This window comes from Comamonas sp. Y33R10-2 (assembly GCF_019355935.1).
GTDB lineage: Bacteria > Pseudomonadota > Gammaproteobacteria > Burkholderiales > Burkholderiaceae_C > Comamonas.
Genome location: NZ_CP079925.1, coordinates 760,093 through 775,814 on the forward strand (window position 1 = coordinate 760,093; position 15,722 = coordinate 775,814).

A 15,722-nucleotide genomic window follows, 5' to 3' on the forward strand; every position below is an offset into this window, starting at 1 on the left:
ATTGATGGAAATCACTAGGTAGAAATTCTTAAGCGAACGGTCACTTTTTAGCGCACTTCTGGCATGGGGCTCGTGTACATTTTGTTCTTGTGACATGAGAGAAGCTGGCTTAGATCAGTTGTCTGTGCCAGCCAAATAACATCCTCAAGGAGACTACAAGTGGATCGTCGTTCTATTTTGAAAAATGCCGGTATTGCCGGTGTGTTGGCTGCTGGTGCAGCTCCTGCTGTTCACGCTCAGGCCGCAGTGCGCTGGCGTCTGGCTTCCAGCTTCCCCAAGTCGCTGGACACTATCTTCGGTAGCGCCGAAAAAATGTCGCAACTGGTCAAGGCCATGTCGGGCGGCAAGTTCGAGATTTCGGTACACCCTGCTGGCGAGTTGATGCCCGCTTTTGGTGTGGTGGATGCGCTGCAGGGCGACACCATCGATATGGCGCAAACAGCAGCCTATTACTTTACCGGCAAGGACCCCATCTTCGCCTTCAGCTGCGCCGTGCCTTTTGGCCTGACCGCACTGCAAATGAGTGGCTGGAAAGACCATGGCAACGGCCGCAAGATGCTGGACGCTTTCTTTGCCAAGTACAACTTCAAGACCGCATCTGCCGGTAACACGACCACCCAGATGGGCGGCTGGTACCGCAAGGAAATCAAGACCGTGGAAGACCTAAAGGGTCTGAAGATGCGTCTGGGCGGCGGCGTGTTCGGTGAAGCCATGGCCAAGATGGGTGTGGTTGCGCAAAACATGCCTGCAGGCGATGTCTACCAAGCTCTGGAAAAAGGCACTCTGGATGCCGTTGAGTTCGTTGGTCCTTACGACGATGAAAAGCTGGGCTTTAACAAGGTCGCACCTTTTTACTACTACCCCGGCTGGTGGGAAGGCTCTGCCGAGCTGGAGTTCTTCATCAACATCAAGAAGTACAACGCTTTGTCGCCCGAAAACAAGGCGATTCTGGACGCCGCAACCCGCGTGGCAGCTGCAGACATGACCAGCAAGTACCAGGTGCTTAATCCTCAGTCCATTAAGCGTTTGGTGGCCAACAAGACTCAGTTGAAGATGTTCCCTAAGGCTTTGATGGATGCAGGTTTCAAGGCTTCGATGGAAGTGTTCGCTGAGCACGAAGCAAAGTCCCCTGAGTTCAAGAAGATCCACCAAGACATGCGTGCCTTCCAGCGCGATCAAATTCTGTGGAACCGCTTCTCCGAGTACCCCTTCAACCAGTACATGGCAACAGCCAAGATCTGATTGAAATGGGCGTCAAGCCTGCATCTGGTCTCGACTGAATGCTACAAAAACCGCAGTTCGCTGCGGTTTTTTTATGCCTAACTGCAGATGTTGTAGCTGCGTATCAAGCCTTTAGCCAGGTCACACTCACAGACCACGCAGACCGCTTCATCATCCCCAGCTTCGCCCCAGAGTGAATGGCCGATAGAGCGTGGCTCAGGAACGATGGCCACTAGTGTCGCTGTCTGGCCTTCTGGCAGGTTGGGTAGCCGACGCGAAAACTGCATCCAGCTTTCCTCGTAGGCGCTGGCCAGCTTGAGTGACAGCTTTGGCAGCAGTGGAGGGTAGTCGGGATAGGGCCAGTCTTCGCTAGCCTGGCTGGGCGAAATGCTTTGCACCTTGACTTCGGTGGCATTCGAGCGGTATTCCAGCTCACAGCCAGGGCAGCTGTTCAGCCGTCAGCGTGGCGATGTGCTGCAGGGGGCAGAGTCAAAATCGGTGCTCGTCAGGTGAGTAGTGAATGGCTGAGAGGGCCTCTGTAGACGCAGGTGCTAGCGTCCGGGCTGTACTCGAGTTCATAAGTGACGCCTTGAGTGTGTAAGGTGATCAGTGTTTCCTGGATGGTGCTTTAAAGAGGCTTCAGCGTCCGTAGTGGAGTCATTGGAAAAGACAAGAAAAAAGCCGCAACTCTGATGAGTTGCGGCTTTTTTCATTCAGCGCTTATTTGGCCGCAGGTGCAGCGTTCAGTGACTCCTGTAGTGCCTTAGCTGGATCGTCAGAGCCGTAGCCGCCAGTATTCGGCGCGGTGGCATCCGGGGCAGGTTGGCTACCATCCTTGGGGGCTTCAGGGGCGCTTGAGCCTTCTTCGCCGCCCTCAGGTGCGCCAAAGGGGTTGTCCGCACCGTAGCCACCGCCTGCATCGTTGAGCTGATCTTGCAGCTGGCTATCGATCTTGTTGACGTCCACGGCGACTGGTTTATCAAGCGCTCCGGTCACGATGCCGGGGAATGCAATCAGCACGCCCACCATGACCAACTGGATCAACACAAAGGGCACAGCACCCTTATAGATCTGCATGGTCGTCACAGGCTCGATGACCTTGTGTGTGACCTTGTCCACATACTGCTTATCAGGCGCGACAGAGCGCAGGAAGAACAGCGCAAAGCCAAACGGTGGGTGCATGAAGGAGGTCTGCATATTGACCGCCAGCAACACGCCAAACCAGATCAGATCAATGCCCATCTTCTCGGCTACAGGACCCAGCAATGGAACAACGATGAACGACAGCTCAAAGTAGTCCAAGAAGAAGGCCAGGAAGAAGATCATGATGTTGACCACGATCAGAAAGCCCACTTGGCCGCCGGGCAGGCCGGTCAGCAGGTGCTCAACCCACTTGGGGCCATCTGCTGCTTGGAAGACCAAGCTAAAGGTCGTGGCGCCAATCATGATGAACATCACAAAGCAGGCCAGCCTTGTGGTTGAGCCCAAAGCCTGCGTGAGCAGGTTCATGTTCAACCGGCCGCGTGCAAAGCCCATGATGAGGGCGGCCATCGCGCCCATGGCGCCGCCTTCGGTAGGTGTTGCAATGCCCAAGAAGATGGTGCCCAGCACCAAGAAAATCAGCAGCAATGGCGGGATCAGCACAAAAGTCACGCGCTCAGCCAGCTTGGACAGAAGGCCCAGCTTGAAGATGCGGTTGATCGAGGCCATCACAAAGGCGATGAAGGTGCCGCCGCACATGGCAGTGACGATTTTTTCATCGGTCGCAACTTCCAGCACCTCTTTGCCCTGCCACCAAGTGTGCAGGTCAGGCATATGCTCGGCCAAGAAGATGGCGACGATAGTGGACAGGCCCATCACCACGGCCAGCGACATGTAGCCGCCGTTGCCATTGGCTTCACGGTAGATGCGGGCCTCAATCGGCAGAGCCGGCACCATCTTGGGCTTGAAGATGGCTAAAAGAACCACCCACAGCACATACAAACCCATCAGCATGAAGCCGGGGATGAAAGCGCCCTTGTACATGTCGCCAACGCTCTTGCCCAACTGGTCGGCCATCAAAATCAGCACCAGTGAGGGTGGAATGATTTGCGCCAGAGTGCCCGATGCTGCAATTACACCCGCTGACAGAGGGCGGTCATAGCCGTAGCGCAGCATGATGGGCAGGGAGATCAGGCCCATGGAGATTACCGAAGCGGCAACCACACCGGTAGTGGCGGCCAGCAGCGCGCCCACAAAAATCACGGCCAAAGCCAGACCGCCGCGGATAGGGCCGAAAACCTGTCCGACTGTGTCGAGCAAGTCTTCCGCCATGCCGGAGCGTTCAAGAATCAGGCCCATTAAGGTAAAGAAGGGCACGGCCAACAAAGTGTCGTTGGCCATGATGCCGATCAGGCGCTGGGGAAGCCATGCCATTACGGAGGATGGGAAGACTCCCATCTCGATGCCCATAAAGCCAAAGATTAAGCCTGCAGCACCCAAGCTGAATGCCACAGGGAAGCCCAGTAGCAAGAAACAGATCAGCCCCGCAAACATGATGGGGGCGAAGTTAGTAGCGATAAATTCCATTGATGTCTCCCGCTACTTCTTATGCTCTGGCCTGAGCGGCCATCGCTTCAGCCTGTTTGCGATCAGCTTCGGCACGCAGTGCTTCAGCCAGCTCTTCTTCAGCGCTCTTGTCTTGCAGCTTGCCCATAGGGTCAGGGCCATGGCCTGTCAAAAAGGCAATGCGCTTGATGAGTTCGGACCAGCCTTGCAGCATCAGCAGTGTGATGCCAACAGGGATAGAGGCCCATACCGGCCAACGAATCAGGCCGCCGGGGCTGCCTGAGATTTCGCCTGTCTGGTACATCTGAATGGCCACAGGCGTGCTGTACCAAAGAATGGTCAGGCACAGGGGTGTGAGGAAGAAAGCGAAGCCGATGATGTCAATCCAGACCTGTGTTGTTTTAGACAGGCGGGAGTTGATGACGTCGATGCGCACATGTTCGCGGTGCAGCAGAGTGTAGCCCGCCGCAATCAAAAAAGACCAAGCGAACAGGTACCACTGCACTTCGAGGAAGCCGTTGGAGCTGATGTCAAAGACTTTACGAACGATGGCGTTGGCGGCGCTGATGAAGGTTGCAGCAAATATCAGCCAGATGGAGTATTTGCCGATAAAGGCATTGAGCCTGTCAATGCCCATAGAGAGGGCGAGTAAAGCCTGCATGGTGTCTCCAAAAAGTAGGCTGTGGTTGTCGCTTGGCTTTTGGCTGGTAAGCCTCAAAGAGCGATCTGCGTGTTCTAACTAAAGAAGCGATTTTAAGGATGCTGGTATCTAATTTTTTACAAATCACACCTTGAATGTGGTGGATGAGCATCAGTGATTTTTGCTATGTTTTCAAGAGCTTTGAGTCCAATTGAATAAAGCAGTAGAGGCTTGTTTTGTTTCAATATTTCCCGCTTTTTAATGAGCTGAAAAGTAGTGTGCGCCAGCTGTCATTTATGCGCATTAGGGCTGAGCACCTAGGGAAAGCCAGTAGGTAATTGATCTGCGTCAGTTGGCGCGCAGGTCGCTGCCTGTCATGCCGCCTGAAAAAGCCGATGTAAGTGGCGTGAAGTCAGCGCTGCTTACGCAGTTCGACTTTAGGTTTGTTAAGAATTTGATCGAAGGCATGGACGCCTGCGGGTCGGAACTCGTTGTTGAGCTCCTTGTGCGGGGTAGCGCCCGCACTGCGTTGCACGCCTAGATTGGCAACCGGCCTGCATCTTTCGCAACTTCGAGCAAATCCTCAACAGACCGTACCTACCCAAAGTAAAGCCGGGGTAAATGCTGGCAAATGAGGTGCATCCTGACCCAAGAGTCAATTGCAAATCGATACCATTGCGGCAATTCAGGCCTGCACTTCCTGCGCTCACACCATGCCCAGCACACTTACTTTGACTCAAACTTTTCAAACTTCACAGCTGGGTAAGGCCAGCCCAGCTATCTTGGCCGCCGTTGTTTTGGCCTTAGCTGCATCGGGTGGTGGCTACTGGTGGTACACGCACAAACAGGGCGTAGGGCAGAATGCAGCGGCACAAGTAGCACCTCAATCAGGGGGGGCTGGAGCAGGCTCAGGCGGGCGCGGTGGTCGCATGGGGCAGGGTGGCCCCGGCGGTGCGGGGCAGGCCCAACCGGTATCGGTCGGTGTGGTGGAGCAGCGCGACATGCGCGTGCTCATCAGCGCGATTGGCACCATGAACCCACGAGCCACGGCGGTGGTGCGGGCCAAGGTCTCGGGCGAGTTGCTCAAGCTGCACTTTAAGGAAGGTGATGAGGTCAAGGCAGGTCAGTTGTTGGCTGAGATTGATCCGCGCAGCTTGGCTGCTTCTTTGGCACAGGTACAGGGCTCCCTAGTGCGTGATCAGGCGCAGCTTAAAAATGCACAACTAGATTTGAAGCGCTACAAAGATTTGCTTGCGCAAGACTCCATTGCCAGTCAGCAAGTCGATACGCAAGAGGCGTTGGTGCGCCAACTGCAAGGCACGGTGGCTGCAGACAAAGGCCAAGTCGATGCCGCCAAGCTGCAGCTGAGCTATACCAAGATCACTGCGCCTATCTCCGGGCGGCTGGGTCTGCGTCAGGCGGATTTGGGCAATGTGGTCAACCCATCGGATGTCAATGGACTGGTGACCATCTCGCAGGTCAAGCCCATTGATGCGGTCTTCTCCATCCCAGAAGCCCATGTCAGCACGCTGGCCGAGCAATTAAGTGCCGGTAAGCCCATGCCTGTAGAGCTGTGGGACCGGGAGCAAAAGCAAATTTTGGCTAAGGGCTTGCTCAATGCGCTGGACAACACCATCGACACAACCACCGGCACTGTCAAAGCCAAAGCCGCTTTTGACAATGCCGAGCGCAGGTTGTTCGCCAACCAATTTGTCAACGTCAAGCTGCAGGTTCGCCAGCTCGATCAAGTGATTGCAGTGCCTGCAAATGCGGTGCAGAACAACTATGTGTATTTGGTTAAGGCGGATGGAACGGTGACCCAGCGCAAGATCACAGTTGGGGTGACGGATGGCGACTTTGTTAGCGTGCGCGGTGAGTTGGAGGCGGGCGACAAGGTGGTGACTGACGGTATTGATCGCTTGCGCGAAGGTGCCAAGGTCACCGTTGTGGATTCTGAAAAGGTTAAGAAGGTCGATCAGGCCGTGCAAGACGCTGCCAGCCAACCGCGCGGCATGCGTAACCTCACGCCTGAGCAGCGTGAGAAGGTTTCCAAAATGACGCCTGAAGAGCGCAAAGCCTTCTTCCAGAAGCTGCGCGCTGAGCGCGGTGCGAAGGGGGGGCCTGATGGCGCACCTTCGGGGGCATTTGTTGGCGCACCCAATGGAACACCCGCTGAAGGCCGTGCTGGCGAGTCGCCACGTGCCGCCGATGGGCAAGGCAAGGGCAATGCAGAATCCCCCGCTAAGACTGAAAAATCACAGGCTCAACCAGCTGCTGCAGGTCGTGGAGAGGGTCGCGCAGAAGGTCGTCTAGAAGTGGGTGGTGAAGGTCGCGGTGAAAATCGTGGTGAAGGCGGACGCCCCCAGTTAACACCCGAGCAGCGCGAGAAGCTGGATGCCATGTCGCCCGAGGAGCGCAAAGCCTTCTTTCAGAAAATGCGTGCCGAGCGTGAAGCCAATGGCGGCGCCAGTGGTAATGCGAATAGCGGTGTAAATGGTGGCGCAAATAGCGCAGGCCGCTGAGCATAGGCACAAGCTGCGACCACTATGAATCTCTCGCGCATCTTTATTCTCAGGCCCATTGCCACCAGCTTGCTGATGGTGGCGGTGCTGATTGCAGGCATTCTTGCCTATCGACTATTGCCCATCTCGGCCCTGCCCGAGGTGGACTACCCCACGATTCAGGTCACCACCTTGTACCCGGGCGCTAGCCCGGATGTGATGACATCTAACGTCACCGCGCCACTGGAGCGGCAGTTTGGCCAGATGCCGGGACTCGATCAGATGTCCTCCACCAGTTCTGGCGGCGCATCGGTTATCAACCTGCGCTTCTCGCTGGATATGTCCATGGACGTGGCTGAGCAGCAGGTGCAAGCAGCCATCAATGCCGGTAGCAACCTGCTGCCCAGCGACCTGCCCATGCCCCCGCTCTACAGCAAGGTCAACCCGGCCGATGCGCCGGTGCTGACGCTGGCCATCAGCTCGCCTTCACTGCCTGTCATCAAGATCAATGATTTGGTGGAGAACCGGCTCGCGCCCAAGCTCTCGCAGGTCAAGGGCGTGGGTTTGGTTGCCATTGCTGGTGCACGCCGCCCTGCGGTGCGCATACAGGCCAACCCCGCTGCACTGGCAAGCTTTGGCATGACGCTCGATGATGTGCGCTCTGCCATCTCAGCGGCCAATGTCAAGACTGCCAAGGGCAGCTTTGACGGGCCGAACCGGGCATCCACCATTGATGCCAATGACCAGATGCAGTCTGCGGCGGAATACCGCAACCTCATCATCGCCTTTAAAAACGGCAACCCGATTCGTTTGTCGGATGTGGCGCAGACCGTGGATGACGCCGAAAACATGCGTCTGGCCGCTTGGGCTGGTACGCCTGAAACGGGCTCTAATTCGGCTGTGATTTTGAATATCCGCCGCCAGCCCGGTGCCAACGTAATCGACACGGTGGATGCCATCAAGGCCTTGCTGCCTCAGTTGAAAGAAACACTACCCGCTTCGGTGGATGTGAACGTATTGACCGACCGCACTGTCACCATTCGTGCCTCGGTAGAAGACATGCAGTTTGAGTTGGGTTTGGCCATTGCGCTGGTGGTAATGGTGATTTTCCTGTTCCTGCGAAGTGCTTCGGCCACGTTGATTCCCAGTGTGGCGGTACCGCTGTCGCTGATTGGCACCTTCGGCGTCATGTATTTGGCCGGCTACTCCATCAACAACCTCACGCTGATGGCGTTGACGATTTCCACCGGCTTTGTGGTGGACGATGCGATTGTGATGATCGAGAACATCGCCCGCTATGTCGAAAAGGGTGAGCCGCCCATGCAAGCCGCGCTCAAAGGCGCCAAGCAAATTGGTTTCACCATCATCTCACTGACGATTTCGCTGGTCGCGGTGCTGATTCCGCTGCTGTTCATGGGCGATGTGGTGGGGCGCTTGTTCCATGAATTTGCTATCACCATGACGGTGGCGATTCTGATATCGGCTGTGGTCTCGCTCACGCTCACGCCTATGCTGTGCGCGCGCTTGCTGCGCCACAAGCCAGAGGCTGAGACCGAAGCCGAGAAAATCGCAGAATCGAAAGGCATAAGCGCAGCCATTGCGCGCTTTTTTGACAAGGTGGTTGCTGAGTACGGCCGCATGCTCACTTGGGTTTTGGACCACAGCAAGCTGACTTGGCTGGTATTTATGGCGACACTGGCCATTACCGTGCTGCTGTATTTCGTCGTGCCCAAAGGATTTTTCCCAGAGCAAGACACAGGCACGATTGCTGCGACGACGGAGGCCGATCAGTCCATCTCGTTCGCTGCCATGGCCGAGCGCCAGCAGGCGCTGGCCGAGCAATTGCTCAAAGACCCTGCCGTGGCTTCCATCTCGTCCTTTATTGGTGTGGATGGCACCAACACCACGCTCAACACGGGCCGTATTCAGATCGACCTCAAGCCCCACGGCCAGCGCGATCAATTGCCTGTCGTTCTCAAGCGCATGGCTGAAGATGCGCAGCATGTGCCCGGTATTCGCCTTTATGCCCAGCCTGTGCAAGACTTGACGATTGAAGACCGCCAAGCGCGCACGCAGTACCAGTTGCTGCTGTCCTCGCCCGATATGGCGCAGCTGACTGCCAGCACCAAGGCTTTGGTGGAGAAACTGCAGCAACTGCCTGAATTGCTGGACGTGAGCAGCGATCTGCAGAACCAGGGCCGCCAAGCCTATGTGCAGATCGACCGTGCACAAGCCAGTCGCTTGGGCGTGACGGTGGCATCGGTGGACTCGGCGCTCTACAACGCCTTTGGCCAGCGTTTGATCTCCACCATCTTCACTCAGTCCAACCAATACCGTGTGGTGCTGGAGGTCGCGCCGCAGTTCAAGGTAGGCCCCGAGGCGCTGCAGACGATTTATGCCGCATCTTCCAGCGGCGCACCTGTGCCGCTGTCGTCGATTGCCACGGTGACGGAGCGCCCTATGGCGCTGGCGGTGAACCATGTGGGCCAGTTGCCAGCTGCCACCATCTCGTTTAACACCGCGCAAGGTGTATCGCTGGGCCATGCGGTGGATGCCGCCAAGCAAGTCATTCAAGCCTTGCGTAACTCCGGCGAAATTCCCTTGTCCGTAGATTCTCAGTTCCAAGGCGCAGCGTTGGCGTTTCAGGCATCTTTGTCCAACACCTTGCTTTTAGTGTTGGCCGCCATCATCACCATGTACATCGTGCTGGGCGTGCTGTATGAAAGCACGATTCACCCGATCACGATTCTCTCGACCTTGCCGTCGGCGGGTGTGGGTGCTCTGCTGGCATTATTGATAGCAGGGCTTGATTTGGACATCATTGCCATCATCGGCATTATCTTGCTGATTGGTATCGTCAAGAAGAACGCCATCATGATGATTGACTTCGCGCTCGATGCCCAGCGTGAAGAGGGCATGAATGCGCGCGATGCCATCTATCAGGCTTGCTTGCTGCGCTTTCGCCCCATCATCATGACCACGCTGGCCGCCTTGCTGAGTGCCTTGCCCATGATGCTGGGCAGCGGTGTGGGCAGCGAGCTACGCCAACCGCTGGGTGTAACTCTGGTGGGTGGTCTTCTGGTGAGTCAGTTGCTGACTCTGTTCACCACGCCCGTCATCTATCTGACTTTTGAGAACTGGGCCGAGAACTGGCGCGTTAAGCGCGGCCTGCCTGCGGTCAAGCATATGCCGCATTCAGAAGCGGAAGTCATGGGTGAGCAGGGTGGAACAAAGCCATGAGCATTTCCACGCCTTTCATCTTTCGCCCCATTGCCACCATCTTGCTGACTATTGGCATGGCGCTGGTAGGCGGTGTGGCTTACTTTTTGCTGCCCGTAGCGCCCTTGCCACAGGTGGATTACCCGACGATTTCTGTCACTGCCAGCCTGCCCGGTGCCGCACCTGACACCATGGCAGCCACCGTGGCCACTCCGCTTGAGCGCGCGTTGGGCGCAATTGCGGGCGTCAACGAGATGACGTCTAGCTCCAGCATGGGCAGCACGCGCATCACGTTGCAGTTTGATTTGACGCGCACGGTCGATAGCGCCGCCCATGATGTGCAGGCTGCCATCAACGCGGCGCGCACGCTGCTGCCCTCGGGCATGCCCAGCAACCCGACTTACCGCAAGGTGAACCCGGCGGACGCGCCCATCATGATTTTGGCGCTGACGTCTGAGTCGCTGACCCGCGGTCAGATGTATGACGCAGCTTCCACCGTGCTTGCCCAAAAGCTGGCGCAGGTGGAGGGCGTGGGCCAAGCCTCTATCAATGGCGGAGCCTTGCCTGCCGTGCGTGTGGAGCTAGACCCGGTGCGGCTAGCAGCCAAAGGCGTATCGCTAGATTCTGTGCGTACTGCCATCAGTTCTACCAACGCCAACCGCCCGCTGGGTGCGGTAGAGCGTGATGACCAATACTGGCAGGTGGCGACCAATGATCAGGCCCGCACGGCCGCAGAATATGCGCCGCTGGTGCTGCGCTGGAACAACGGCAACGCCGTGCGTTTGTCTGATGTGGCGGATGTGACGGACTCTGTGCAAGACGTGCGCAACTACGGCGTGATGAACGGCAAGCCCGCCGTGCTGCTGCAGGTGTTTAAACAGCCTGATGCGAATATTTTGCAGTCTGTAGACAAGGTGCGCGCATTGCTGCCGCAGCTCAAAGCCTCTATCAACCCAGCCATTGATGTGACGGTGATCTCGGACCGCACACCTACCTTGCGCGCCTCGGTCAAAGAGGTGCAAAACGCACTGCTGCTGTCGATCGCCTTGGTCATCATGGTGGTCTTCGTGTTCTTGCGCCGCCTGCGCGCCACGCTGATTCCTGCCGTGGCTGTGCCCGCGTCGCTGATGGGCACTTTCGGCATCATGTATTTGTGCGGCTACACGCTGGACAACCTCTCTCTGATGGCCTTGACGGTTGCCGCAGGCTTTGTGGTGGACGACGCCATCGTGGTGCTTGAAAACGTCATGCGACACATGGAGCGCGGCAAAAGCGCCATGCAGGCCTCGATTGAAGGCGCGCGAGAGATTGGCTTTACCGTGGTCTCCATGAGCCTGTCGCTGATTGCGGTGTTTGTGCCCATTTTGTTCATGGCCGGTGTCGTGGGCCGATTCTTTCGTGAATTTGCGGTGGTCATGTCGGCGGCGATTTTGGTGTCTATGGTCATTTCGCTGACCACCACGCCCATGATGTGCGCGGCCTTGCTGCGCACGCCCGAAGAAGAGGCGCGTCGACGTGCTGAGCGCTCAACGCGCCCCTTTGCGGGGCGCTGGGATGCGTTTTGGTTGCGTGTTTCTCAAAGCCTAGACCGTTTTGAGAAAAAGCTCACTGCGCTGTATCGCCGCAGCCTGGCTTGGGGCCTGCGCCATCAACCGGTGGTACTGCTCAGTTTGGTAGCGGTGATTGGCCTGAATGTTCACCTCTACCAAACCATCGACAAAGGCTTTATGCCCAGCGAGGACACGGGACGTGTCATGGGCTTTATTCGTGCGGACCAGTCCACGTCTTTTCAGGCCATGGAACGGCGCATCAAGCGCTTTCTGGATGTGGTGCAGCAAGACCCGGCGGTGGAATATGTGACCGGCTTTACCGGCGGCGGGCAGGCCAACTCGGCCAATATGTTCATGTCGCTCAAGCCCATGGCCGAGCGCAAAGTATCCAGCGATGAAGTCATCAACCGCCTGCGTGAAAAGCTCAAAGATGAACCGGGCGCACGCCTGTTCATGATGACGCAAAGCGATGTGCGCATTGGCGGGCGGCAAAGCATGTCGGCCTATCAGTACACGCTGCAGGCTGACGACACGGCCGAGCTGCGCCTGTGGGAGCCGCGCATTCGTCAAGTTCTTTCGACCTTGCCTGAGCTGGCCGATGTGAACAGCGATGTTCAAGACAACGGTGTGCAGACCATGCTGGTGATTGACCGCGATCAGGCCGCGCGTTTGGGGCTGACGGTCTCGCAAATCGATAACACCTTAAACGATGCTTTTGGCCAGCGCCAAGTCGGCGTGATCTACAACCCACTCAACCAGTACCGGGTGGTGATGACGGCATCGCCCCAGTATCTGCAGAGCCCAGAATCATTGCGCGGCTTTTTCTTTGTGAATGGTGCGGGTCAGCAAATTCCGCTGACCGCCTTTGCCAAGATCACGACATCGACCACGCCGCTTTCAGTGCAGCACCAAGGCGGTACACCGGCTAGTACGGTGAGCTACAACCTCGCGCCCAATATGTCGCTGTCGCAGGCCAATGATGCGATTCGCAATGCCATGGCCGAGCTAGGTGTGCCCGTGTCCATTCGAGGCAGCTTCAGCGGCTCGGCAGGAGCCTTCCAGCAGGCGCTGGCTGGGCAGCCGCTTTTAATCTTGGCGGCCATCATCACCATCTATCTGGTGCTGGGCATCTTGTATGAAAACTTGGTGCATCCGCTGACGATTTTGTCCACGCTGCCATCCGCAGGAGTTGGCGCGCTGCTGGCGCTGATGCTGTTCAAGACGGAGTTCTCGCTGATCGCTTTTATTGGCGTGATCTTGCTGATAGGGCTGGTCAAGAAGAACGCCATCATGATGATTGACTTCGCGCTGGAGCGCGAAAAAGACGGCCACGCCACGGCGGCGCAGGCCATTTACCGAGCCTGCCATCTGCGCCTGCGCCCCATTTTGATGACCACCATGGCAGCGCTTTTTGGCGCGCTGCCGCTGGCGCTGGGCAAGGGTGATGGAGCCGAACTGCGCCAACCCCTGGGTATTGCGATTGTGGGTGGTTTGCTGCTGAGCCAGTTGCTCACGCTCTACACCACGCCCGTGGTTTATGTGTTGCTGGATAGGGCAAGAAACCGCGTAATGCGACAGTTTTCGCGCGCTCCCAAGGTGAAGCGCCGAGGCGTGGATGCAGCGGCTACAGCTGCTGTGGCTGAGGTGAAGTGAGATGAATATGTCCACACAATTTTTGAATCAAATCGGCCTCAAGTCCAATCAAATTAAGGACGGGCAGCTCACATTTATGAATATATCTGCCATGGTGCTACCTCATTTGTACCCCCGTTCTTTGCCTCGCCAGTTACCTCGCCTCTTGCCAATCGTTGCAGCTTTGATGCTGACAGCATGCTCTACCCAGCCGACTTACCAAGCTCCTAAGTTGGAGGTGCCTGCCCAGTTCAAAGAGGCCACACCGCAGGCTGCGCAGTTCGGCGTGTGGCAGCCCGCTCAGAACGTGGCGGGCAGCAGCGCCGCCACGGTGCCCGATCAGTGGTGGCTGGTTTATAGCGATGCTGTTCTCAACCAGCTGCAAGAAGCGGCAGCCGCAGGCAACCCAAGTATTGAGCAAGCCGTGGCCCGCCTGCGCTCGGCGCAAGCCGCAGTCGCAAGCAGCCGCGCTGCGCAACTGCCCACGCTCAGCACCACGGGCAGTGGCTCGCGGGCGCTTACGGGCGGCGGCACCTATAGCAACACCAATGGTGAAAACGTGGCCCGCAGTGGCAGCATCAATAACAATTTCTCGCTGGGATTAAACGCTAGCTGGGAGCTGGATTTATGGGGCAAGCTGGCCAGCGGAGTCGATGCCAGTCGTGCCTCAGCGCAGGCTAGTTCGGACGATTTAGCGGCGGCCAAACTCTCGGCTCAGGCATCAGTCGCGCAGACTTATTTCTCGCTGCGTGCTGCTGAAGTGCAGATGAAATTTTTGCAAGAGAGTCTGGACGCCTATGCGCAAAGCTTGAAGCTCACGCAAAACCGCTATAGAGCCGGTGTGGTTTCGTCTGCCGATGTGGCTCAGGCTCAGTCTCAGTACAAGAGCACACAGGCCAGCTTGTTGGATGCAAAAATCACCCGCGCACAGTACGAGCATGCGCTGGCTGCATTACAGGGTAAGGCCCCGGCGCAGTTCAGCCTGCCTGTGACGGCCGTATTACCCACGCCCCCTGTGGTGCCTGAAATGCTGGCTTCGACCCTGCTGGAGCGCCGCCCCGACATTGCTGCCGCTGAGCGCCGCGTGGCGATGGCGAATGCGCAAGTGGGTGTGGCTCGCTCGGCATTTTTTCCTTCGCTCACGCTGTCGGCCGCCACCGGTTATCGCAACTCCATTCTGTCGGACTTGCTCAATGCGCCCAATCTATTTTGGTCGGTAGGCCCGGCCTTGGCGATGAGTCTGTTTGATGGCGGCGCGCGTAGCGCTGCGGTCGAGTCAGCCCGCGCTACGCTGGATTTGAATGCTGCGACTTACAAGCAAACAGTGCTGACGGCGCTGCAAGAGGTGGAAGACAATCTGGTCGCCGCCAGCAATTTAGCGCAAGAAGATCAGGTGCAGACCGAGGCCTTGGTCGCCGCTCAGAAGTCGCTCACGTTGGCGAACAACCAGTACAAGGCGGGCATGGTGGCCTATTTGAATGTGCTATCTGCCCAGACGGCGGTGCTGAGTGCGCAAAACAGCCTCAACAACGTCAAGAGTCGCAGGCTCACGGCAGTGAATACCTTGCTTAAAAACGTAGCGGGGCGCTGGGAGCCTTTGAATGCAGCTAAACCTCAAGAGTGAATCATCACAGGCCTTGTTTTAATTAAGATCACGCCATGAGTATTGTTGTTTTTTATCTGCGTAGTTTGGCGCCTGAGTCGGTACCTGAGCATGATGCTGAGATTGAGGGGCAGGCACCTGCCTGGCAGCCGCAATGCCAAGCCTTTTCTGATGCTCAGATGGGTGAGGCCTTGGCGCTGTGTCAGCAGCTGCGCAAAGACCCGAGTAACGCCCATGTCGTCATCTCTTCGGAGCTGCGTGACATGGTGGGGCCGGTAGGAGTGTCAGCTGTGGAGGATGGCAAGACACCCGATGGTTTTGACTACCAGTGGAGCAAGGCCGGCCGCGCCGGTGCAAGTCGTAAAAATGCGGCTCAGCCGCCTAAGCAGCGCAAAGATATGGATAACTGAAAGCTGAGTTTTTTCAATCTTCCAGCTCAAACCTCTCGCGCAGCGCATCCGCAAAATGCACCGAGCCTGAGACAGCCAGGTTGACCGTTGTGCGGCCTGTGGCCGAGGCTTGTAGCGTCAACTTGCTCTGGGCCTTATCAAAGCGGGCATCTAAAGGCTCGCCCTCATCATCTTGGGCCTGCAGGTCGTAATCCCAGTCAAAACCTTCTTCGATTGAGCCTTGGCGGCCTACAAATTTGTGGCTGGCCCAGCGTAGAACGGCTTCGATTTCGGCTGCCAGCGCAGGCACGCGCTCGGCTTTGACGCTGGCCATAGCGTCCCAAGTGCCGGTGCCTTCTTCATCTTCGCTGTAATCAAATTCCAAATAATCCAGAGCCATGGCATATTGCGTGCTATTGA

At 57.1% G+C, this 15,722-nt stretch carries 10 protein-coding genes; 6 read left to right on the plus strand and 4 right to left on the minus strand.

What is annotated here, in order from left to right; all coding sequences use genetic code 11:
• The first annotated feature begins 159 nt into the window (after nucleotides 1–159).
• Entirely contained in the window at nucleotides 160–1,242 is a 1,083-nt protein-coding gene (locus KUF54_RS03400; RefSeq protein WP_219345249.1) for a TRAP transporter substrate-binding protein, read from the plus strand.
• 77 nt (nucleotides 1,243–1,319) lie between these two features.
• Here the strand turns inward: KUF54_RS03400 and KUF54_RS03405 are convergent, their stop codons facing one another.
• The 3 genes from KUF54_RS03405 to KUF54_RS03415 all read right to left on the minus strand — a co-directional run bounded on the left by KUF54_RS03405 (nucleotide 1,320) and on the right by KUF54_RS03415 (nucleotide 4,429).
• A complete protein-coding gene (locus tag KUF54_RS03405) occupies nucleotides 1,320–1,619 on the minus strand; it encodes a hypothetical protein (protein ID WP_219345251.1) in 300 nt (99 codons plus the stop codon).
• A 322-nt stretch (nucleotides 1,620–1,941) separates the two neighbouring features.
• Nucleotides 1,942–3,789, minus strand: coding sequence for a TRAP transporter large permease subunit (locus KUF54_RS03410; protein ID WP_219345253.1), 1,848 nt, complete (start codon nucleotides 3,787–3,789; stop codon nucleotides 1,942–1,944).
• A 19-nt stretch (nucleotides 3,790–3,808) separates the two neighbouring features.
• Entirely contained in the window at nucleotides 3,809–4,429 is a 621-nt protein-coding gene (locus KUF54_RS03415) for a TRAP transporter small permease subunit (protein WP_219345255.1), read from the minus strand.
• Nucleotides 4,430–5,121: 692 nt separating this feature from the next.
• Here KUF54_RS03415 and KUF54_RS03420 point away from each other — a divergent pair.
• The 5 genes from KUF54_RS03420 to KUF54_RS03440 are packed head-to-tail and all read left to right on the plus strand — an operon-like array spanning nucleotide 5,122 to nucleotide 15,323.
• The gene (locus tag KUF54_RS03420; RefSeq protein ID WP_219345257.1) at nucleotides 5,122–6,930 is read left to right on the plus strand and encodes an efflux RND transporter periplasmic adaptor subunit; all 1,809 of its coding nucleotides are present in this window, start codon (nucleotides 5,122–5,124) and stop codon (nucleotides 6,928–6,930) included.
• Nucleotides 6,931–6,954: 24 nt separating this feature from the next.
• A complete protein-coding gene (locus KUF54_RS03425) occupies nucleotides 6,955–10,149 on the plus strand; it encodes an MdtB/MuxB family multidrug efflux RND transporter permease subunit (protein ID WP_219345259.1) in 3,195 nt (1,064 codons plus the stop codon).
• Nucleotides 10,146–13,331, plus strand: a complete 3,186-nt coding sequence (locus KUF54_RS03430) for an efflux RND transporter permease subunit (RefSeq protein WP_219345261.1) — start codon at nucleotides 10,146–10,148, stop codon at nucleotides 13,329–13,331. Before KUF54_RS03425 ends, KUF54_RS03430 begins: the two co-directional genes overlap by 4 nt.
• Nucleotide 13,332: 1 nt before the next feature.
• Nucleotides 13,333–14,934: an efflux transporter outer membrane subunit gene (locus tag KUF54_RS03435; RefSeq protein WP_219345263.1), complete on the plus strand. Its 1,602-nt coding sequence runs from the start codon at nucleotides 13,333–13,335 to the stop codon at nucleotides 14,932–14,934.
• 35 nt (nucleotides 14,935–14,969) lie between these two features.
• Nucleotides 14,970–15,323 carry a hypothetical protein gene (locus KUF54_RS03440; protein ID WP_219345265.1) on the plus strand — a complete coding sequence of 118 codons (354 nt, stop codon included), beginning with the start codon at nucleotides 14,970–14,972 and terminating at the stop codon, nucleotides 15,321–15,323.
• 13 nt (nucleotides 15,324–15,336) lie between these two features.
• Here the strand turns inward: KUF54_RS03440 and KUF54_RS03445 are convergent, their stop codons facing one another.
• A complete protein-coding gene (locus KUF54_RS03445; protein ID WP_219345267.1) occupies nucleotides 15,337–15,702 on the minus strand; it encodes a hypothetical protein in 366 nt (121 codons plus the stop codon).
• Nucleotides 15,703–15,722: the final 20 nt, after the last annotated feature.